Annotated in this window: 13 protein-coding genes; 4 read left to right on the forward strand and 9 right to left on the reverse strand. The window is 69.3% G+C overall.

The genetic code is table 11. From position 1 onward, the window contains the following. Positions 1 to 17 precede the first annotated feature (17 nt). Positions 18 to 1535, forward strand: coding sequence for an FG-GAP repeat protein (locus OEB96_RS23480; protein ID WP_266218936.1), 1518 nt, complete (start codon positions 18 to 20; stop codon positions 1533 to 1535). Positions 1536 to 1552: 17 nt separating this feature from the next. Here OEB96_RS23480 and OEB96_RS23485 read toward each other — a convergent pair whose 3' ends face one another. Genes OEB96_RS23485 through OEB96_RS23495 form a run of 3 tightly spaced genes read right to left on the reverse strand, consistent with a single transcriptional unit; the run spans position 1553 to position 5051 of the window. Next, the gene (locus OEB96_RS23485) at positions 1553 to 3181 is read right to left on the reverse strand and encodes a 3-deoxy-D-manno-octulosonic acid transferase (protein ID WP_266218937.1); all 1629 of its coding nucleotides are present in this window, start codon (positions 3179 to 3181) and stop codon (positions 1553 to 1555) included. Beyond that, positions 3178 to 4365, reverse strand: a complete 1188-nt coding sequence (neuC, locus tag OEB96_RS23490) for a UDP-N-acetylglucosamine 2-epimerase (protein WP_266218938.1) — start codon at positions 4363 to 4365, stop codon at positions 3178 to 3180. Before neuC ends, OEB96_RS23485 begins: the two co-directional genes overlap by 4 nt. Next, positions 4350 to 5051, reverse strand: coding sequence for a glycosyltransferase family protein (locus tag OEB96_RS23495; protein ID WP_266218939.1), 702 nt, complete (start codon positions 5049 to 5051; stop codon positions 4350 to 4352). The genes neuC and OEB96_RS23495 overlap by 16 nt, the downstream gene beginning before the upstream one ends. A gap of 79 nt (positions 5052 to 5130) precedes the next feature. Here OEB96_RS23495 and OEB96_RS23500 point away from each other — a divergent pair, with 79 nt between their 5' ends. Continuing rightward, positions 5131 to 6150 carry an N-acetylneuraminate synthase family protein gene (locus tag OEB96_RS23500; protein ID WP_266218940.1) on the forward strand — a complete coding sequence of 340 codons (1020 nt, stop codon included), beginning with the start codon at positions 5131 to 5133 and terminating at the stop codon, positions 6148 to 6150. A gap of 9 nt (positions 6151 to 6159) precedes the next feature. Here the strand turns inward: OEB96_RS23500 and OEB96_RS23505 are convergent, their stop codons facing one another. Together OEB96_RS23505 and OEB96_RS23510 are read right to left on the reverse strand one after the other, a co-directional pair. Continuing rightward, entirely contained in the window at positions 6160 to 7818 is a 1659-nt protein-coding gene (locus tag OEB96_RS23505; protein WP_266218941.1) for a carbamoyltransferase family protein, read from the reverse strand. Next, positions 7815 to 8771 carry a polysaccharide deacetylase family protein gene (locus OEB96_RS23510; RefSeq protein ID WP_266218942.1) on the reverse strand — a complete coding sequence of 319 codons (957 nt, stop codon included), beginning with the start codon at positions 8769 to 8771 and terminating at the stop codon, positions 7815 to 7817. Before OEB96_RS23510 ends, OEB96_RS23505 begins: the two co-directional genes overlap by 4 nt. 139 nt (positions 8772 to 8910) lie before the next feature. On the opposite strand from OEB96_RS23510, the gene OEB96_RS23515 reads away from it, so the two are divergent. Both OEB96_RS23515 and OEB96_RS23520 read left to right on the forward strand, forming a co-directional pair. Beyond that, positions 8911 to 11163, forward strand: a complete 2253-nt coding sequence (locus tag OEB96_RS23515; RefSeq protein ID WP_266218943.1) for a tetratricopeptide repeat protein — start codon at positions 8911 to 8913, stop codon at positions 11161 to 11163. 9 nt (positions 11164 to 11172) lie between these two features. Then, on the forward strand, positions 11173 to 12393 hold the full coding sequence (locus tag OEB96_RS23520) for a sulfotransferase (protein WP_266218944.1): 1221 nt from the start codon (positions 11173 to 11175) through the stop codon (positions 12391 to 12393). Positions 12394 to 12411: 18 nt separating this feature from the next. On the opposite strand, the gene OEB96_RS23525 is transcribed toward OEB96_RS23520, so the two are convergent. The 4 genes from OEB96_RS23525 to OEB96_RS23540 form a co-directional block, all read right to left on the reverse strand. Continuing rightward, positions 12412 to 14829 (reverse strand): radical SAM protein, encoded by a 2418-nt coding sequence (locus OEB96_RS23525; RefSeq protein WP_266218945.1) that lies wholly within the window; start codon positions 14827 to 14829, stop codon positions 12412 to 12414. A 10-nt stretch (positions 14830 to 14839) separates the two neighbouring features. Further along, entirely contained in the window at positions 14840 to 16639 is a 1800-nt protein-coding gene (locus tag OEB96_RS23530; protein ID WP_266218946.1) for a radical SAM protein, read from the reverse strand. Positions 16640 to 16763: 124 nt separating this feature from the next. Next, the gene (locus OEB96_RS23535) at positions 16764 to 17999 is read right to left on the reverse strand and encodes a radical SAM protein (RefSeq protein ID WP_266218947.1); all 1236 of its coding nucleotides are present in this window, start codon (positions 17997 to 17999) and stop codon (positions 16764 to 16766) included. Between the two features lie 16 nt (positions 18000 to 18015). Continuing rightward, the gene (locus OEB96_RS23540; protein WP_266218948.1) at positions 18016 to 21060 is read right to left on the reverse strand and encodes a hypothetical protein; all 3045 of its coding nucleotides are present in this window, start codon (positions 21058 to 21060) and stop codon (positions 18016 to 18018) included. Between the last annotated feature and the right edge of the window lie 55 nt (positions 21061 to 21115).

The raw sequence follows: 21115 nt of genomic DNA on the forward strand, positions 1-21115 counted from the left end.
CCCATGCTGACTCCGCAGTGCATCCCGACGTCAGCGATGGCGACGTCGTCCAGGCGAGTTCTCATGCAGCGTCGAGTGCCAGCTTGCAGGCCGACTTCGACGGCGATGGCTACGCCGACCTCGCGATCAGTGCGGACGATGAGCTCCTCGGCGGTGTCGTCCATGTGCTCTACGGCTCGAGTGGCGGCGCGACGGCGACCGGCGACCAGCTCTGGCACCAGGACAGCCCGGGCGTGTTGGGGGCGGCCGAACCGGGTGATGCCTTTGGATCGGTGCTGGCCGCCGGTGACTTCGACGACGACGGCTACGCCGACCTCGCGATCGGTGCACCGCTCGAAGACGTCGGTGCACAGAGCAACGCCGGTAGTGTCAACGTCCTGTATGGCTCGGCGAGTGGCTTGAGTGCGTCCGGCAACCAGCTCTGGAACCAGGACAGCACCGGCATCCAAGGGGTTGCCGAGGCCAACGATCGCTTCGGAGTGAGGCTGGCCAGCGGCGACTTCGATGGTGACGGTCATGACGATCTTGCGATCGGCGTGGCCTACGAACATCTGAGCGCAGGTGGCGACGAGGGGATCGTGCAGGTCATCTACGGCTCGGCGAGTGGCCTGAGCGCAGCCGGCAACCAGGTCTGGGATCAGGACACGGCCGGCATCCTCGGAGTCGCGGAGGCCGGCGACCAGTTCGGCAGCGCGCTCGCGGCCGGTGACTTCGATGGAGACGGGCGCGACGACCTGGCGATCGGCGTGTACGGTGAGGATCTGGCCGCCGACCTCGTCGATGCGGGGCAGGTCCACGTGCTCTACGGCTCGGGGGGCGGGCTGTCTGCGAGCGGCAACCAGACCTGGCATCAAGACAGCCCTGGTGTCCCCGGCGTTGCCGAGCCCAACGACGACTTCGGTCGTTCGCTGGCGGTCGGCGACTTCGACGGCGACGGATTCGATGATCTCGCGATAGGTGCTCCCCATGAGGATCTGGGCCTTGCGACCGGTGCAGGTGCCCTCAACGTCATCCATGGCTCGTCCAGCGGGCTCGGCTCGGCGGGCGCCCAGGCCTGGCACCAGAACAGCCCGGGGATCCAGGGCGTGGCCGAGTCGTCGGACCGCTTCGCGTGGGCGCTGGCCGCCGGTGACTTCGACGCCGACGGGTACGACGACCTGGCCGTGGGCGTGCCCGGCGAAGGGCTTCCCGGTGCTCCGATCGGGGCCGGTATGCTGCACGTGCTCCCGGGCTCCGCCGGTGGCATCTCGGCGAGCGGCGACCAGCTCTGGCATCAAGACAGCGCCGGCGTCGATGGTGCGGCGGAGAACAATGACGGCTTCGGCTGGGCGCTCTCGGTCGGCGACTTCGACGGTGACGGTCGCGACGACTTGGCGATCGGCGTGCCGTTCGAGGACGTGGGCTCGCTGGTCGATGCCGGCGCAGTCAACATCCTCTACGCGACCGGGACCGCCAATCAACTGTGGCACCAAGACAGCCCCGGGGTTCTCGGGGTGGCCGACGACGACGAGTTGTTTGGTAGGGAACTGCGCTGAGCAAGAGACCCCGCGGATCACATACGCTCGTCCATCCGCTCCAGGACGAATCGGGCGAACCGAGGGATGAACCAGCGCACCCGGTCTTCGTCCGCCATCCGGTAGCGTTGCAGGTCTGCCCAGTGCACGCATGCCGTGGGGGTGCCGTCGCAGTCGGGGCACCCGCTGGAGGTCACGCGAGCGGCACAGCGCCAGATCGCGGGAGGGATGCTCCCGACCTTGGCCAGCGACTGCTCGGCAAGGCCGCCCAGGTAGGCACCCAGGGCCGCTCGCACCGTCGGTCGGTTGCGCTCCACCGCGCCCGTGTCCACCAGGTGAAACCACTCGCGGAACATCGCGGTCAGGCCGGACGCCTCCACGCTGCGCAGGTGTGGATCCATCGCCGCCTGAACCTCCTCCCACTCGAGGATGTTGGCGTGGTGGTTGGGGCCCGTCCACGTGGGAATTCCCCACACCAGCGGCTCGCAGACGTTGTGCCCCATGGCCGCGCACAGTGTCCCTCCCACGAATGCGCCCTGCCCCACTCCGTAGATCGCTCGGAGCATGCCGGTGCACGGCACGATGACCGCGCTCGGGTTCTCGCCCTGGCGCAGCGCGGAGAGCAGCCTCACCTCACCGAGCCCCCCGGCCGCGCGGAGGACCTCATCCCTGAGCACCGTCCCCTGCCCACCTCGTCGCTCCCAGTGCCGCGGAGCCAGCACCAGCGTGGCATCGTCTCGATCGCCGCGCGCCTCCCCAAACGCATCCGCCAGCAGCTGGTCTTCGCCCGGGTGCGTGGAGCCAGCCGTGAACAGGAGCCGACGCCGTCCCAGCTCTTGCAGCCACCGCAAGCGCTGGCCCCACGTCTCGATCTCCTCCAACCGCCCGAGCCCCGGCTGACGGCGTGGCCTCGGCTGCACATCGGCCTCCCGAAACCACCTGAACGGATCGGCATGGCCGCGGTCCTCGATCATCAGGTGCAGCACGACCAGATCGGCCGACTTGTCCAGCCACTCGGTGGCCACCTCTTGCGGGCTCGGCTGCTTGCGATGCACCCTGGCACCGGACTGCGCGACGCCGGTCCACATCTCGCGCTCGTCGAGGAGCTCCCGAGGAACGATCCCCGAGGGGTATGCGGCCGGAGTCGCGATGATGTCCAGTCGCCGCAGATGAAGCCGTGCGGCGCGACGTCGTTGATCGGCCAGTCGCTTGGCCATGCCCGCCGTGCGCGGCCCCAGTTCCTGGGCCAGCACGAACACCTCGAACGTGGCCTCGGCGACCTGCAGATCGTACTCGACCTGGCAAAGGAGCGCCGAGTCGATCCGCGACTCCTCCGACTCGGACTCGGAGGGCACCGCACGCAGCCGCGCGTGGGCCGTGGACAGACGCTCGCACCGCTGCTCCAGCCCCCGGGTCATCGCCAGCAGCGTCTCGAGCTGGTTCGCACTCTGGCTGGCGGCCAACGAGCCCCATTGCCGCGCGCGCAGCCCGTTCAGCCGCGGAAGCAGGATCTTCAGCGGGCCCGTCAGCTCGGGCAGGGCGTCATCTCCCGGGCTCGCGGGCAGCGGGACCCCGGCCCGGGACGCCTGCTGCCGATCGGCCAGGCGCCGCAACCAGCGCTCGAGCTGCTGCACGTCTCGATCGAGCGTGGCAGATCCCGTGCTCATGGGCCGCCGCCCGCATCCAGCGGGTCCTCGTACTGCTTGGCGATCAACGCCTCGGTGAGCTCGAGCCGCTCCAGGATGTCGACGATGGTCCGCGACGAGTCCGCACGAAAGTACGGATTCGCGTCGTCCCGAACCTGCACCGCTGCCAGCGCTGCGAGCCCCTTGCGCATGGCCTCGAGCGATGTCTCCACATGGATCGTGTGCGCCGCGTGCTGGCGGTTCTTTTGTCGCAGCCCCACGTTGAGCGCGGGAATCCTCAGCGACGGTGCCTCGATGATTCCGCATGAAGAATTGCCCACGAGCCCCGCCGAGGCCCGCAGCAGCGCGAGGAACTCGAACCGCGGGAGGGAGGGCACCACGGCGTATCGATCCGAGAGGCCCTCGAGGAGCTCGCGGATCGCCCGGCTCTCCGGGTCGTTGTTGCTGGAGATCCACAGCACCCGGCGATCGGGGGACTGGGCCAGCCACTCGTCGAGGGCAGCGCGCAGGTTCGCCGCGACCTCGGCGGGCGCCGCGGCATCCTGCGCGCAGGGGTGGAGCAGGGCCACGAGGTAGCGACCGGCGAGCAGCCCCAACCGCGGCAAGACCTCCTCGGGCTCGGCCATGTGCCCGCGATCGATCTCGTCCAGCTGTGGCGCGCCCACCACGTGGATGCGCCACGCGTGCTCTCCCAGGGCGCGCACCCGACGGGCGCACAGCTCGTTGGCCACCAGGTGGACGTGGGCGATGCGAGAGATGGCGTGACGGAAGACCCCATCGAAGTGCCCCGAGACCTCGCCTCCCTGGATGTGGGCGGTGGCGATCCCCAGGCTGGCCGCGGCGATCGCCACGATGAGCTGCTCGCGGCGGTCCCCGGACAGCAGGACCACATCGGGGGCCATCTGCGTCAGCACGCCCGCGATGCGCTGCATCAACACCCCCAGATCCTCGATGGACGAGGTCGCCGATCGCTCGGGTCGAGTGTTCTGGATGATCGCGTCGACCCCGAACCCGTCGCGCTCGAACTCGCGATAGGTCTTGCCGAAGTCGGGGTCCGCATGCATCTCGCAGACGATCACGCGGAGCTCCATCGACTCGCGGCGCTGGAGCTCCCGCATGACCGGGCGGATGTACCCGTACTCGCCGCGGGATCCGCTGAAGACCGCGATGGTCCGCGATGGACGCCGTTCTAGGCCCGAAACCATGGGTGCTCGTCGGGGTCGACGGCTCGCTCGGCGTACGCGTGCGCCATGCGGAACTCGAACTCGGTGTCGATGTCCACCGCCTCCTCTTCGGGGATGCCGAACAGGAAGGGGTCTCCTGGGATGTCACGAAAGATGGGATCGCCGGACACGAACCTCTCACGCGGAAAGATGTGGAATGCGTGAGCCACTCGGTGCACCTGCGGGCTCCGCTTGGTGTCACCAATGCTCAGGTCCACCCGCAGCAGGGGCGCTCCGTCCTCGCCGTACAGCCAGTCACGCCGCGTCACCGTCGAGGTCATCGCGTCGATGTGGGGGTCGGACTCGAGCTGGTCGATCGCGCGGCTGAGCGTACCCGGCAGCATGAAGGGGTGACACGCATTCATGAAGGCGATGTGGGTCGTCGTGGCCCGGCCATAGTGAGCATTGATGACCGACTGGGGGGCATCCCCCGCTACGGCCTCCGGTGCCCGCAGCAGCAGCTCCACGCCCTCGGGCCGGACGCGCTCGAACAGCTCGAGCAACGGCGCCTCGGCCACACAGAAGAAGCGCTCGTCCGCATCCACGTAGGCCAGCTTGCGCAGCGCAATTTCGACCAGCGAGCTGCCCGCGAAGGGACGGAGCATCTTGTCCTTGCAGCGACTGGATTGCAGCCGCGCATTGAGCATGACCGCGACGGAGCGGCTCATCTGCAGTGCCCTGGCGCGGGCCCTTGCGCAACGCGCGCATCGCTTCTGTCGGGCACGGCGCGAGCATAATATCGCCCTCATGTCCGTTGCCAAGCTGCTGGAGGCGTTTCGACCGCTGGTGGTCGCAGAGGCGTGCGACAACCATTTCGGTTCCGTGGATCGTGCATTCGCCATGATCGACGCCGCCCACGCGGCGGGTGCAGATGTCGTCAAGTTCCAGCACCACATCCCCCACGCGGAGATGCTCCGCGACCTGCCCCTGTCGGACAACTTCGACGAGAGCCTGTGGGAGTTCCTGGAGCGCTGCGCACTCTCCATCGACGACCATGCACGGCTCATCGCACACGCTCGGCAGCGGGGCATCGAGTACCTGTGCACTCCGTTCTCGATCGACGCCGCCCGCGAGCTTCACGCCCTGGGCCTGCGCGAGTTCAAGGTCGGCTCGGGCGAGCTGCGAGACCTGTGGTTCCTCGAGCGACTGGCAGAGCTGGCCGACCACCTGATCCTGTCCACGGGGATGTGCACCCTGCCCGAGATCGATGCCACGGTGGCGGCCATCGGCGGCAAGGTCCGCGTGAGTCTGATGAACTGCACGAGCGCCTATCCAACCCGTCACGCCGATGTGACGCTGGGGCTGATCCCCCAGCTCCAACGCCGGTACCCGGAGCTCTCCATCGGCCACAGCGATCACACGCCGGACAACTTCACGTGCTTTGGTGCGGTGGCCCTGGGCGCCACCATGGTGGAGAAGCACTTCACCCTGGACCGTGGTCTCGGGGGCCCGGATGCGTCGGTCTCGATCGAGCCCCACGAGCTGGCCAATTTGGTCACCGGCGTGCGGGCGGTGTGGGAGGCCTCCCGCGGGCAAAAGCACGTGCGCGAGGCCGAAGCGCCCGTGCGGGCCTGGGCCTACCGCAGCGTGGTCACCACCCGGGCGATCCCGCAGGGCACCGCGCTGGGACCCGAGCACATCTGCACCAAGCGACCCGGGACGGGAATCGCCTCCGCCGACTACCGCGACGTGCTCGGCTGCGTGGCCAAGTCCGACCTCGACGCAAACCATCTGTTGACCTGGGACGATCTGTACCGCCCTGGCTAGACGCTCGACCTAGTGCTTGTCGAACACGTAGTCTCCGAGCACCAACACGTCGATCTCCGTCGACCGAAAGCAGTCGATGGCTTGCCGGGGGGTGTCGACGATGGGCTGCCCCTTGACGTTGAACGATGTGTTGAGCAGCACGGGACACCGGGTCCGCTGGTGAAACGCCTGCAGCAGGCGGTAGAACCGGGGGTTGTCGGTCGCCCCGACCGTCTGCACCCGGGCCGTCCCGTCGTGGTGGATGGTGGCCGGGATCGTCTCGCGCGCGCCGGGTCGCGCTCGGGCTGCGATGAGCATGTGCGGGCTCTGCTGCCCGAGCTCGAACAACTCCGCCGCATGCTCCGCGAGCACAGCCGGCGCGAACGGTCGGAACGGCTCGCGAAACTTCACCCGTCGGTTCAAGGTGTCCTTCATCTGCGCCGGATGGGGCGCGGCGAGGATGCTTCGGTTGCCCAGTGCACGAGGACCGTGCTCCGACCGCCCCTGGAACCAGCCCACGATGGCCCCCCGTGCCAGGCGCCCGGCGGTCTCCGCGAAGACGTCCGTGGAGCGCTGGGCCGTCAGGCCCGCATCGGTGGCCGCCTGCCGCAGCTCCGCCTCGTCGAACCCCGCCCCGAGCTGGCAATCGCCGAACCGGACCGGCCGCAGTCCCGGGTCGTGGGCGCGCTGCGCCAGGTAGCATGCACCCACGCATCCACCGCTGTCCCCGCTGGCCCAGAACACGAAGAGCTCGTCGAAGATCTTCGCGCGCTCGATGGCTCCATTCATGGAGCAGTTCAGCGCCACTCCGCCCGCCAGGCACAGCCGGCGGTGGTCTGGCCGGAGCGCGCGGGCGCGCCTCAGCTGGCCGATCACGAGCGACTCCAGACGGCCCTGCAGCGCGGCGGCAATGTCCATGTGACGCTGCTGCACCGGCTCTCCGGGCGCTCGGCGGGGGCCCAGGGTCGACAGGAAGCGCTCGCTGATCCACGTGTCGCGCCGATGGGGATAGGCAAACCAGTCGGGATCGATGCGAACCCCGAAGTCGCCGTCCTCGGCGATCATCTCGCGAAAGACGTCCTCGTAGGTCCGTGAGGTCCCGGGCACGATGTGGGTGGGATCTCCGTAGGCCGCAAGCCCCATCACGATCCCCTCGTCGCAGCTGATGGTCCAGCCCAGATGGAAGGTGACCGCGCTGTACACGAGGCCAAGGGAGTGGGGAAACACGCTCCCTCCGTGCAGGACCTCCAGGCTTCCGTGGTCGGCCGCACACAGCAGCGACGACGTGTTCTCGCCGAGCGCGTCGTAGCTGGCCACGATGGCGCGCTCGAACCCGCTGGGATAGTACGCGCTCGCCACGTGGCACTCGTGGTGAGGGTGGAACGTGACGCGAGCGGCAAGGCCGAGCTCGCGTCGTATGAGTTCCTCGTACTGCCGCCGCGATCGCGTGGCGCGGCGCGGCGTGCCCACGGGAATCAGCTCCGGATCGAAGTTCAGGGCGACCTCGTCCACGCTCGCGAGCTCGATCCCCCCCATGCGGAGGCAATCCATCGCGGCTTCGCGAGGGAACGCCCGGGTGTGCTTCTCTCCGTTGTAGCGCTCCTGCTCGCACGCCGCGACGATGCGCCCGTCGATCATCAGCGCGGCCGAAGCATCCCAGCCGCCGTGCGACAGGCCCAGGATCTTCACGGTGCGCTCCCCACCTCGGCCCCGTGGGGGAAGTGCCGGCAGTCGAAGCGGGGCAAGAACTGCCGGGAGCGCGGAGCCGACAGCTGCTCCGCCGTCACCTCCGTGGGGTCCAGACTGAAGCACCAGTCCACCCCCGCCTCGAGCAACAGCTCGACGGCCCGCCCATCGAACGACTCGAACCCGCCATAGGGGAAGGCGAACGTGCGCACGGAGGGGCCGCCGAGCCCTTCCATCGCGGCGAGCGATCCGAGGATCTCCTCGCGCTGCTCCTCGCGGTCGAGCTCGCACAGCGAGTCGTGCCACATGGAGTGCGCCCCCATGATCATGCCGTGGGCGCTCATCTCCTGGATGTTCTCCCGGCTCATGTAGATCGTGGCCGGGTCCAGATCCGGGAGGTGGCGAGCCAGCAGCGCGGTGGTCAAGGCCCGCCGGGCTTCGGCGCGCAGGAACCGTCGGCCGTTGATCAGGCGCTTGAGCGCGGCGGCGGGCTGGGGCACCGCCCCCCGATGGCGATACAGATACTCGTCGCGGTGGTCGGCCAGCAAGGCGTCACGGTGCGCATCGATCCAGCGCATCGCGTCCTGCAGGACCGTGTCGGCCTCGACCGCCCCGAGCAGGTGATGGATCGCGTGCACGGGCAGGATGCTCCCGTGCACCATGGGAGCGGTGGGCACGTAGAAGATCGCAGGCAGCATGCGCGACCGAAGCTCGGGATACACCACCTGGTGGTGATCTCGCAGCCCATCGTCGAAGGTCAGGACGGCCGAGGGCTCGGGAGGGCTCCGGCGACCGGACAGGATCTCGATCAGCTCCGACGCATCGGGAAAGCGCAGGCGCTGCTGGAGGTGGTCGAGCTGGCGGCGAAAGCTCTCGGGCTCCAGGCGCCGGATGCCGCCAGGACGCGAGAACCGTGCGTCGTGGCCTCGCACATAATGGTACACGATCGCCTTCACGCAGGAGCCTCGGGAAATATCGCAGGCAGGGCTTTGGCACACAATGGTGGCTCCACCTCACGGCCCTGCGCGCGGGCTGTGCAATACTTCGCGAGCCTCGTGGGGCCTCGTAGCCTCCCTCGAGCCGCGGGAACCCACCGTGAAGCGGTCCACCCGAAGGATGCAGCTGCACCGTCCGCCCCCCTGGGCCAAGGGCCTGGTGGAGTCCCCCGTTCGGCGGGCGAGGTTCGGCGCCACTACACGCAGCTTGATCTACGAGTTGTCGGTCGAGGGCGGCGCGGTGCGGATCCAGCTTCCGTCCGACGGACGCACGGGCTTTGCCTGGCACCAGCTGCGAGTCGACGCCACGGCGGGGGTGAGCCCGACCGCGGGTGCGGCCGCTGGCCTGCGCGACGACTCCACCTTCCGCGCCGACGCCAACCGACATGCCTGGGTGCTCGCCCGACTCTCGAGCACCACGCTTCCCAACGACCACCAACCCTCCACCCTCGACGAGACGCTGGCCGGGCTCATGAAGAGCCTGGTGGTCGCGGATGATGCGCTGCAGCTTCCCCCGGGTGCGGAGCTCTCGGAGCCCTACGTGGCCGGCCTGGCGAGCTACTTCCAGGCGGTGAACGGCGAGTGGCAGCAGGTGTTCGCGCCTTCGGAGCCCGATCGCTCCGACTGGGCCGAGCCCGTGCGCGCCCTGTTCCATGGGGACGTCCACGCACTGCAGGTCCACGCACGACGCACGTCGGTCGAGGGCTCCCCTCTCGCGAACATCATCGGCACCCTGTTCAAGGATCTCGGGTTCGTGGAGGTGGGGGTCGAGCTGATCGAGAGCAGCGTGGGCGGACTGGCCCCCGCGGAGCGGGCCGACGTCCTGCTGGGGCTCGGCCGGGTCCAGGGGCGCGCCGGCAAGCTCGACCAGGCCCAGGCCACGCTGCGTCGGGCGGCCCTCCTGGCCGGACACGACCCGCGGTTCCTTCGGCGCGTCGCGGCCGAGTTCGTGCGCATCGGCGCCGTCGACGACGCCTATCGGGTCCTGGAGGATTGCTGCGAGCGCGAGCCGAATTGCGCCGACGCGCTCGTCGAGTTCGTCAAGGTCCTCCTGTTCGCTGGCGAATGGGACCGAGCGCTGGCGCTGCTACGCCGGGTCGAGGCGCTCGCGCCGGAGCGACCCGAGATCCTCCGGTACCGGGGCGCGGTGGCGGTGGAGCGTCGAGAGCTGGACCCGGCCGTGCAGCTGCTCGAGCGGCTGATCGCCCGCCATCCCGACGATCGCGAGGCGAGGACATGGCTGTGCGAGGCCTTGATCCGGCAAGGGCGGCTGGAGCAGGCCCGCGTGCATCACACCGAAGCGCGAGCCGAGCACGATGGCGCGGTGCACATCCTTCTCCACGGCGCACTGGCCACGGAAGGACGGGTGGGACGCGACGCCGAGCTCTCGGCCCTGCTGGGCGAGCTCGGCGATCCCGTGGAGCCCGACCAAACCATCGGGGAGGAGAGTCGGGCTCGGATCCTCGGCCACCTGGGCACGCTGCGGGGCAGCCGGGGGGAGATCCTCGTTCGCGTGGACCCAACCAGATCTGGGCCCACGGGCACCCGCATGTTCAGGATGACGAAGGTCGAGACCCGATTGCAGAGTCGATCCGAGTCGGCCGCCGCGATCAAGAGCCTCATGCAACGACCCGTGGCGGAGGTCCTGGCCACGTTCGATGAGCTCATCGAGCGCTTTCCCCGTTCACCGCACCCCTTCTTCTACCGCGGGGAGCTCCGACTGTGGTGGGGAGACTACGCGGAGGCGATGAAGGACTTCGAGGACGGCAGGGAGCGCGACGTCGCCCGCTGGGGATACGTGGGGCCGGCCGCGGTGCACATCTTGAGGGGAGACTACGACGCGGTCCCCGAGCTCATCGCCGAGTGCAACCGCCGGTTTCCGCCGATCCCCAGCGCGTCCACCTCGATCTACCTGGGCGAGATGTACCGCCGCCAGGGCAAGCTCGAGCTGGCCGCCCGGCAGCTGGAAGAGTCGCTGAGGGTCAAGCCGGGGCGCATCTCGGCGTGGATCAATCTCGGGCTGGTCCACGAGCGTGCGGGCCGGTCCCGGGAGGCCAGCGACGTCTTCGATCGGATCCATCGCTGGGCGCCACGGCTGTTGTGGGACAGCCGCGCCGCGGTCGAGGCCTCCGACGGTCGGGTGTGCCAGTGGCCGCCCTCCGTCTCCGACATGCGCGTGCTGTTCGAGGCGGCCCTGGCCCTGATGCGAGGCAACCGCTCCTCTCACTTCGTCACGTACTTCGACCGGCACGGGAGGCTCCGGCGGGTCTTCGACGCCGGCCACTGGCAGCAGCAGCTCGGCCGGATGCGGATCCTCCTGCTTGCCGAGACCCGCCGACGCCTGGTGGGATAGGTGCTCTCCATGCCATCCGCCGGCCCGCTCTCGGACATTCGACTGGCCACGATGCCCGAGCAACCGGAGCGCCCGACGCGGGTGGACGTGCGGCTCGACGGCCTCCCCGCGATCGTCGAGGTCGGGGCCCCGAAGGAGCCGGGCACGCTCACCGTGGCCGGATTCTCGGTGCGCGGCGAAGCGGTCCGCAGCCGAGCCCCGCACCTGCGAGCGTTTGGGATCGCGCTCGGACGCCTGTTCACGGCCTGGGGCGTCCGGCTCGCGCCGCAGGGCCACGCCGCGGCCTTGCGGCACGCGCTGGACGATCCGGCGGCCCACCTGCGAGTCCTACGCTGGGCGGCCGGGGCGGAGCTGCGGGGCGCGGCATGGACGACGTCGGACTTTCGATTCCTGGCCGCGTTCTTGCCCGCGGTCGACCCGGCCCACTACCAGGAACGAAGACTGGCGCTCAAGCGCGCCACCCTGGGCGAGCTCCAGCCCGAGTTCCTCGCGGCCCCGCACGTGTTCGTCCTCGGGCACGCGCGCAGCGGCACGCGCTGGCTGGTGCGAGTCCTCGAGGAGGCGTGCCGCGTCGGTGGAGCCACCGTGCGTTCCGGGCCCATGGTGGAGCCAGACCGCGCCAAGCTCGTGGCCGAGCTCGAGCGGACGGGGGGGCTCTTTGCTGCGCCGGGAGAGCTGCCGGTGGCCGCCACGGACGCCGCGGCGCTGCTCATGCAGCGGCTGTGTCCGGTGCCTGGTCACCTGGCGTGCAAGCTCTCGTTCGAGTGCCTCTCGCTGCTGGAGCGGTTCGTGCACGCCCGACCGTTCGTGATCGTCCGCGACCCGAGGAACGTGTTCCTGTCCAAGAAGGCGTTCATCCCCGACCGACCTCGGCACGTCCGGGAGCACCTGGCGGGGTTCGTGCGGGGCATGGCCCAGGCGCGCGCGGTGGCCGGGCGCATCGGCGCCCCGTGCATTCGCTACGAGGACATGCTCGACAATCCACTCGCGACGTTCGAGGGCCTCACCAGGGCACTGGGCATGTCCCTCGACGAGCCGGCCCTGCGCGCCCTGGTGGACCAGACCAGCTTCAAGCGCATGAGCGGCGGCCGCGAGTACGGCGATCGCCGCGACGGCGAGTACCTTCGCGGCGGGTCTCAGTGGAAGACCGAGCTCGGGGCCGACGACCGGGCATGGATCGCCGCCGCGCTGGGGGACGAGCTCGAGGCCCTGGGGTACGAGCGCGAGTAGGGCACGACCGGGGCGACGCTACTCGGGCTTGGGGCCGGCCAGCTCGGCGGCCACGCGATCGTGGAAGCCCGCGGGGACCGACTCGTGCCGCCGAGGATCGTCGATCGGCCGCACCAGGTCTTCGGCGGCGATGATCCACGGTGGCTCCGGCACGCGGTCGAGCTCGTAGAAGCCCCCGCAGAAGCAGGCATGGGGGCACGAGGCACACTGCGGCTTTCGGGTGCGCCGCGCCGCGAGGTACTCGCCCAGGTTCACGGTCTCGTTGTTGACGAACACCATCTGGCGGGACAGCTTGGCCAGGTCGCCCTGCAGCAGCTCGGTGTGGTTGGGCATGAAGCAGAACGGCAAATTGATGACCTGGAACTTGACCCGATCCCGGTACTCGTCGATCACCTCGATGGCCACGCGGGCGGCGTCCTCGGTGTCCGGCGCCACCATGCGAGTCGCGCGCCCGAACGGGGTGAGGAACTGGATGTTGAGCCACGGCAGGCCGAGCTGCAGACCGAGCTCCACCAGCGCGCCCAGCTTGCGGTAGTTGCCCTTGGTGAGCGTGACGTTCATGCCGAGCTCGACCGCCTCGGGCGCATGCCGCACGCAGTGCTCGATGCCCCTGACGGTCTGCTCGAATGCCTCGGCCACCCCGACCTGCTGCGCGTGGGTCCTGGCGTCCGGCCCGTGCACGGAGAACAGCAGCGTCGTCAAGCCGCTGCGCACCAGCTCCTTGGCGTACTCCTCGTAGTAGCAGCGGCGGCCGTTGGTCGTGACGTTGACGCGGTCGTACCCCAGGGAGCGTGCGACGCGGATGAGCGGCACCAGCTCGGGGTTCAAGGTCGGCTCGCCACCGTCGAAATCGACCATCCGAACGCCGCGCCGGCGCCACTTGACCAGATGCTCGCGCTGGCGAGTCGGGTGTCCCTGGATCTGCGTACGCGTCCCCACCGCACAGAAGGTGCAGTGGTTGTTGCAGACGTAGGTCACGTTCATGATGAGCTTGTGGGGCGCGAGCGTGGCCTGCACGCGCTCGCGGAAGGTCCACATGAAGCGCTCCAGCGTCTCGCGGTCGAGCCCGCTACCCCGCTGGTCATCGGACTGGATGCCCATGGGGGACGGCGCCATCTGGAAGCGAGGCCCCCAGTCCTCGACGACCGGCAGCGAGCGCCCTCGTGCCAGGGGCGTGCCCGGCAGCGGGGTGGCGAATTGCACCGCCGGATGGGCCCCGTACTCGTCCAGGAGCTCCAGGGCGAACGCGAGGGTCTCGTTGACCTCGACCGCCGTCTCCGACGGCAGGCCGATCATGTAGTGGATCATCAACGGCACGCCCACCTCGTGCGCGTTGCGAGCGGCGTCTCGAATCGTCTCGAGGTCGAGGCGCTTGCCCACGACCTCGTCGATCACGCGCCGGGAACCACTCTCGGCCGACACGCTGACCGTGGCGACGCGCCCCCGCATCCGCTCGAGGTGGCCGCGCTCGAGGTAGTCGGCGCGCATGCCGTTGGGCACGTCGAAGCGAAGGTCATGGGCCTCGATCGCCTCGAGGAACGCCTCGAAGTGACGCTTGCGAACGTTGACGAGCTCGTCCAGCGCCGCCAGGCGCGTGGCACCGCACTCCCTGGCCAGGAACTCGACGTAGCGAGCCAGGTAGGGGCCCGAGTAGCGACGCTGGGTCTTCGGTGCCCCGTGCAGGCGATCCGGATTGGAGCTGCAGTGGAGGCAGGTGAATGGACACCCGCGCGAAGTCACCAGCGGCAAGGTCCGCCCGTCGATGGGGAACGCCCACGGTCCCCGCCCGAGCCGAGCCACGAAGCGCTCGTGGAAGCGCTGGTAGTGACCGAGGTCGACCGCGTCCCACGCCGGGAAGGGAAGCGCGTCGAGTTCTTCGGGTCGCTGGCCGAGGATCACCGCCGGTCGATCCGCACCGCGCAGGACGAGGTCGGGCACCGAGACCTCGCCCTCGTACTTCACCCAGTGGTCGACCTCGGGATGGCTGCGGAGCACCTCGCGCCCCTCGCACTCCACGTAGTGCTGCCCCGACTGGTAGCAGTCGGCCAGGATGATCGTGGCCTCGGGGAAGCGGCTGCGAAGCTGGTGCAGCACGGCCCCGAGCACATCGTCCCGGTGCGGAGGACGGTGAAAGGGGGTGTACGCGACCACGATGTGCGACCACCGGGGCGCTGGCGCGCCTTCGTCGGGCCTCGAGCACGCGTCGACCACGGTGGCCACGGGGGCGCCGACGTGCGCCCGGCCGTCGGGTCTCCACGACAGGCCCGAGTCGGGCAGACAAAAGGCGTCCACGATCCGAACCGAGCCGCCGGCCTGCTGCATCGCTCGCCGCAGCGACGCCCCGACCTGCAGCGCCCCCAGGTTCGTCAGGTAGGGGTAGTCGATGAAATCCCTCGCCACCGTGAGCGGAGGATGAACGACGAGCACCTGGTTCATCGCCGCGTCGCTACTCGGTCGCGTCGGCGACGCTCACGGGCTGCATGCATGCGTAGCCGTGCGCCCGCACGTAGTTGACGTGAACCCCCCGACAGCTCGAGTCGTGAACGCACGTCTTGCAGCGGAGGGACTTGGTGAAGTAGTGGTCTTGAATGTACTTCTTGACGTAGCGAAAGATCTCGAGGTGCCCGGCGGCGTCGAGCATCGAGCCGTCGAAGGTCTCGGGCACCGCTCGCGGCGGGCGTCCCGCGATGCACGCGGGAATCGATTCGAAGGGGATCTCGCACTTCAGCGCGCGGAAGAATGCGACCAGATCGACGTCGGCGTCGGCGGATTCCGTGAGCCGGGCGTGCGTGGGCTGGCGGATCACCAGGCCGGCCGGCGCCTCGCGGAGCGACAGCAGCCATGGCGCATTGGAGCGGTCGAGCCGCAGCACGACCTCGAACTCGTGCGCGTGCTCGCCCGCGAGCGCCAGCAATCGCTTCGCATCCTCGTGATCGTCGACCACCACCTGGCAGAGCCTCGAGTCCGTGAAGGGCCGCCCGGACTCGAGCGCCTCGAACAGCGCGCCATGATCGCGCAGCTCGAGGGCGAGCTCCGTGGGACCGTGGTACTTCGCCGCCTCCTGCAGCGCCGCCTCGAGGTTCGGCGCGGCCACCCACAGCCGTCGCACGCCGGCCCGGGCGACCAGCTCGGTCGGCCGAAGATAGCTCGGCGGCGTCCCCATGCCGTACATCGGCAGACGTCGTCGCTGCGCCGACTCGGACCCCGCCGCCGCCGCTTCCGCGGTCACCTGCTCGTCGACGCCACGTGCCTCCCGCGACTCGCTGCGCGCGCGGCTGGCCGGGTCTCCGCCATACACGGGCGGGAGCTTGGCCTCCCACTCTGTATCGACGCGGAAGACCTCGAAGTCCCGCTCCGCCAGCACCTGACGCCGCTCGTCCAGACGATCGCACACCGGTTCCAGGTAGCAGTGACTGCATCGATGAGGCGCCCGGCAATCGAGGGGCACCCCCTTCTCGAGCAGGTATCCGTACTCTTCCTTGCGCCCGCGGATCTCGTCGTTGAGCTTGTAGGGGTCTTGGATCAGGTGCTCGTAGCCCTCGAGGTGCTGGGGCGGGAAGCGGTTGAGCCAGATGTGGACGCCCGGTCGCTTGGAGTACGCAAACGCCTCCAACAAGTACGGGCGCATCTGCTCGAGGTCGTAGAAGAGCGTCTCCTTGCCCTCGGTATAGGCGCGGCCGAAGGGGATCACGTGCAGGAGGTCGTACTCGAGCACCCCCATCTCGGTGAACTTCTTCAGCATCGCGGGCAGGTGCTTGACGTTGCCGCGGTTGACACAGATGTCGATGTTGATGATCGGGCGGCCGTCCTGGAGGGCCAGCTCGAGGCCCTTGATCTCCTGGTCGAACGCCCCCTTGGTGCCGACCAGCGCATCGTGAACCTGGGCGTTGGGGCCGTGGATCGAGAACGTGATCTCGCCCAGGCCCGCGTCGAGCGACCTGCGCAAGAAGTCCGGGTAGGCGAACAGGCGCCCGTTGGTCACCGTCTGCACGCGCTCGTAGCCCGCGAGCGAGCCCAGGCGCACGAAGTCCACGAAGTTCGGGTGGATCGTGGGCTCACCGCCCGACAGGATCAGTCGCTCGGCCCCCTTGCGACGACCGTCGAGGATCTGGGCCTTGATCTCGTCTCGATCCCGGTAGGTGCCGTCGTGCGTGTGGGCGTCGAGGCAGAAGATGCAGTGATCGTTGCAATCGAAGGTCAAGCGCACCCAATTGCGCTTTTGGTGAGCCGCAGCCTCGTGCGCCACGATCTTGGCTGTTCGCTCCTGGGCTGGCTCAGCCCCTACCCCGGCCCCGTTCACGGGCGGATCATAGCCGACTTGGATGCACGCCGTCGCGCCGCCCGGTGCCGGCGCCGACCCGCCGATGGGCTCAACCCCCACCCGAAGACCCTCGACCACGCTCGAGGTTGAGCCCGCGGCTCTCGATCCGCTGCCGCTCGTGCCGGCGCTTCGACTCGTAGAGGCGCTGACCACGGGCCGTCACCCGCCCGACCGCGACCATGCCGGGCGTGGGCGTGGGCGTGGGCCCGGGCTCGGACTCGGGTCCAGCCTCGGCGAGCGCCGGGCGATCGACCGAGGGGAACGACTCGGCGCGCGGGAGCTCGCCGGCGTTGTGTTGTGCAAACTCACGGCGCCACTGCTCCATGCTCGCGAAGCGGCTGCTCGGGTCGCTGCCGTCGAAGAGCACCGTTCGCACGATCGCATCGCGGTCGACGAACACCGGGTGCAGCTCGGCCGGATCATAGCCGTCGCCCCGGTCGAACAGGCCGCCGCAGATCGACCGCAGCGAGCACATCGTGCAGCCCGGCGCATAGCGATGGCCCCACATCGTCTGCCGCACGGTCTGCTTGTCGTCGAGGAAGTGCACGATGCGCTCCTCGCACTTGACGATCTTGCGGGTCTCGGTGCTGGCCCAGGCGAAGTCCGTCATGTAGCACAGCGGCACCTTCTCGACCCGGAACGAGCGCCCGCTCCGGTGCAGCATCCGCATGGCGCGGTGCAGCGACAGCTCGAAGTCGGCCAGCCGCGGCGTGAACAGGGCTTGGTTGACCTCCGCGCGCCCCATCGAGGGATCGAGGTTGTTCCAGATGAAGTGTCTGACCCCGGGGTGATGCCTCAACCAATGGGCGATGTTCTCGTGCAGGTGATCGGCGTTCAGCTTGTTGATCACGCAATTGATGTTGACGTCGACGCCCCGCTCGAGCGCGTTGTCGACCGCCGCGTACGCCGAGTCCAGCGTGCCCTCGGTGCCTCGCAGGGCGGCCTCGACCTCGGGTCGGGTCGAGTACACCGAGACGTGCACGAGCTCGAGGCCCGCGTTGGCCATGTCGCGGGCGAACCGGGGGTCGGCCAGGCGCGAGCCGTTGGTGATCATCCGAACGTGCAGCCCGCGCTGCGACGCGTACTCGGTGATCCGGGGCAGCTCCGGGTGGAGCGTGGGCTCGCCCCCCGTCAGGATCACCCCGAAGTAGCCGCGGTCGACGAAGTCGTCGACGAGCACTCGCATGGACTCGAAGTCGTGCGTGTAGGGCGACGTCGGGTTCGAGCAGAAGCCGCACAGGTGGTTGCAGTGGCGAACCACCTGGATGTATCCGATGTTGGCCATTGATCGATGGTCGCCGCTACTGCCACGTCGCCACCAGGGTGTAGGGGATGCACGCCTGGGGCATGCCGGGGACCGGCAGGACTTCGACCCAGAAGCTCGACGGCAGCGGGTGGGGCGCGGTGTACGTTGCGTTCCCGCAGTTGCTCGCCCCCCCGCTGGCGTTGAGCGGATCGCAGCTGTCCCGCCACTCCCACAGCGTGGCGTACCCGGGCCCGGGCAGGGTGGTGTCGTTGGTCGCGTTGGTCTGGAGGGGACCCGAGGCCCCGCCGTTGAACGGGACCGTGTAGTTCAGCGGGCTCTGGCACCCCGAGGGGACGATGTCCTCGAACACGCGGAAGCGAACGTTGGTGTTGGCAACGTCGGCGGGAGACCCCGGAGCCAGGGGATCGTCGATGTAGATCCTCAATGTTCCGGGCAACTTGGAGCCGGTTCGGTGCATGGGATCGTTGGCCCCGAACACGACCTGGAAGTAGTCGCGCGCTCCGGCGTGGCCCACGAGCCCGTTGGCGAAGAAGATCTCGGTCTGGTCGATCATGCCGAGCGCCGGGACGCGCAGCGCCGTGGCGCAGCTGTTGTTGCCCCCGACGTCGTTGCAGTCCGGCTGGCAGGTGGAGGAGCAGCCGTCGTGGCTCACCACGTTGCCGTCGTCGCAGCCCTCGCCCGCGGTGGCGTTGATCATGCCGTCGCCGCACACCGCGGGCGTGCAATCGATGTCGCAGGTCGCCGTCTGCCCGCCGCCGTCACAGCTCTCACCGGCCGCCGCGTTGACCACGCCGTCGCCGCAGGACGACGGCGTGCAGTCGGCATCGCAGGTCGGCGACTCGCCGGCGTGATCGCACTGCTCGCCGGCCGCCATGTTGAGCGTGCCGTCTCCGCACACCGCCGTGGTGCAGTCGAAGTCGCAGATCGGCGACTGGCCCCCGTCATCGCACTGCTCGCCGGCCGTCACGTTGGCCACGCCGTCGCCGCACAGCACCGCCGTGCAGTCGACGTCGCAGGTCGCCGACTCGCCACCATCGTCGCACTGCTCGTCCACTGCCGTGTTGATCACGCCATCGCCACAGCTCGGGAACGTGCAATCGATGTCACACGCCGTCGACTCCCCCGCATCATCGCATTGCTCGCCGGCGGCCATGTTGATCACGCCGTCTCCGCAGACCGCAGGCGTGCAGTTGGCGTTGCAAGCCGGCGACTCACCGCCGGTATCGCACAGCTCGCCGGCCGTCATGTTGACCACGCCGTCGCCGCACAGCACCGCGGTGCAGTCGGCGTCGCACACCGCCGACTCGCCCGCGGCATCGCACTGCTCGCCGGCGGTCGTGTTGACCACGCCGTCTCCGCAGACCGCGAAGGTGCAGTTGGCGTCGCAGGTCGCCGACTCCCCGCCATCATCGCACTGCTCGCCCGCGGCCACGTTGACCACGCCGTCGCCACAGCTCGGGAGGGTGCAATCGCTGTCGCACGCGGCCGAGGCACCCGCGGTGTCGCACTGCTCGCCCGCGGCCATGTTGACCGTGCCGTCGCCGCAGACCGCAGGCGTACAGTTGGCATCGCAGGTCGCCGACTCCCCGCCATCGTCGCACTGCTCGCCCGCGGCCATGTTGACCACGCCGTCACCGCACTGCACCGCGGTGCAATCGGCGTCGCACGCCGCCGACTCGCCCGCGGCATCGCACTGCTCGCCGGCGGTCATGTTGACCGTGCCGTCGCCACAGACCGCAGGCGTGCAGTTGGCGTCGCAGGTCGCCGACTCCCCGCCATCGTCGCACTGCTCACCCGCCAGCATGTTGACCACGCCGTCGCCACAGCTCGGGAACGTGCAGTCGCTGTCGCACCCCACCGTCTCGCCCCCGGCATCGCACTGCTCGCCGGCGCTCACGTTGACCATGCCGTCGCCGCAGACCGCGGGCGTGCAGTTGGCGTCGCAGGTCGCCGACTCCCCGGCGTCGTCGCACTGCTCGCCGGCGGCCATGTTGACCACGCCGTCGCCGCAGCTCGGGAACGTGCAATCGCCGTCGCAGGCCGCCGACTCGCCGCCGTCGTCGCACTGCTCGCCGGCCGTCATGTTGACGAGGCCGTCGCCGCACTCGGCGAGCGTGCAGTCGTCATCGCACAGCAGCGACTCGCCGGCGTCGTCGCACTGCTCGCCGGCCGTCATGTTGGTCACACCATCGCCACAGCTCGGGAACGTGCAGTCGTCATCGCACGCCATCGACTCGCCGCCGTCGTCGCATTGCTCGCCGGCCACCATGTTGATGAGGCCGTCTCCGCACTCGGCGAACGTGCAATCGCCGTCGCACGCCATCGACTCGCCCATGTCATCGCAGTCTTCGCCGGCCTCCATGTTGGTGACGCCATCGCCACAGCCAGGGAGGGTGCAGTCACCGTTGCACGTGGGCGACTCGCCCATGTCGTCGCACTGCTCGCCGGCCTCCATGTTGACGTACCCGTCGCCGCACTCCACGTTGGTGCAGTCGTCGTCGCACGCCGGGGTTCGCATGCCGGCGTCACACTCCTCGCCGGCCGTCTCGTTCAGCACCTTGTCGCCACACATGGACACGGAGCAGTCCGAGTTGCAGGTCACGGACTCGCCGCCGTCGTCGCAATCCTCGCCGGCCGTCGCGTTGTGCTCGCCGTCTCCGCAGAACGCGAGGCTGCAGTCGGCGTCGCAATCCTCGGACTCGCCTTCGCCGTCGCATTCCTCCCCGGCGGTGGCGTTGACGATTCCATCCCCGCAGAACACGAAGGTGCAGTCGGCGTTGCACATGCCGGACTCGCCCCCGTCGTCGCACTGCTCGTCGCCCTCGACCACCCCGTTGCCGCACACGGAGTCGTCGGTCGTGGTTCCGTCCAGCCCGGTGGTGGTTCCGCTGTCGCCGCCCTGGGAGGCCGATGCCGTGCCGTCGAGGGTGTCCGACCCGGACGCGCTCGCGGTCCCGCTCGAGTCGCCGGCCGTGCTCATCCCGTTGCTCCCGGTGCCGACGATGGGAACATCATCGCTGCACGCGACCCCGAGCAAGCCACACACGAGAACGGGCAGGACCCGGGGCAGACGCGGCATGGCGCCAGTGTACCGCCAATCCACCACCCGGCTAAGCCTTCCACCTCGCGGCAGC

Source organism: Paraliomyxa miuraensis (assembly GCF_026337845.1).
In the GTDB taxonomy this organism is placed as follows: domain Bacteria; phylum Myxococcota_A; class Polyangia; order Nannocystales; family Nannocystaceae; genus Paraliomyxa; species Paraliomyxa miuraensis.

Bases quoted from the DNA above. Each gene is read 5' to 3' on its own strand.
- OEB96_RS23485 (WP_266218937.1), bottom strand. From the start codon at position 3,181: ATGAGCACGGGATCTGCCACGCTCGATCGAGACGTGCAGCAGCTCGAG.
- neuC (WP_266218938.1), bottom strand. From the start codon at position 4,365: ATGGTTTCGGGCCTAGAACGGCGTCCATCGCGGACCATCGCGGTCTTC.
- OEB96_RS23495 (WP_266218939.1), bottom strand. From the start codon at position 5,051: ATGAGCCGCTCCGTCGCGGTCATGCTCAATGCGCGGCTGCAATCCAGT.
- OEB96_RS23500 (WP_266218940.1), top strand. From the start codon at position 5,131: ATGTCCGTTGCCAAGCTGCTGGAGGCGTTTCGACCGCTGGTGGTCGCA.
- OEB96_RS23520 (WP_266218944.1), top strand. From the start codon at position 11,173: ATGCCATCCGCCGGCCCGCTCTCGGACATTCGACTGGCCACGATGCCC.
- OEB96_RS23525 (WP_266218945.1), bottom strand. From the start codon at position 14,829: ATGAACCAGGTGCTCGTCGTTCATCCTCCGCTCACGGTGGCGAGGGAT.
- OEB96_RS23535 (WP_266218947.1), bottom strand. From the start codon at position 17,999: ATGGCCAACATCGGATACATCCAGGTGGTTCGCCACTGCAACCACCTG.
- OEB96_RS23540 (WP_266218948.1), bottom strand. From the start codon at position 21,060: ATGCCGCGTCTGCCCCGGGTCCTGCCCGTTCTCGTGTGTGGCTTGCTC.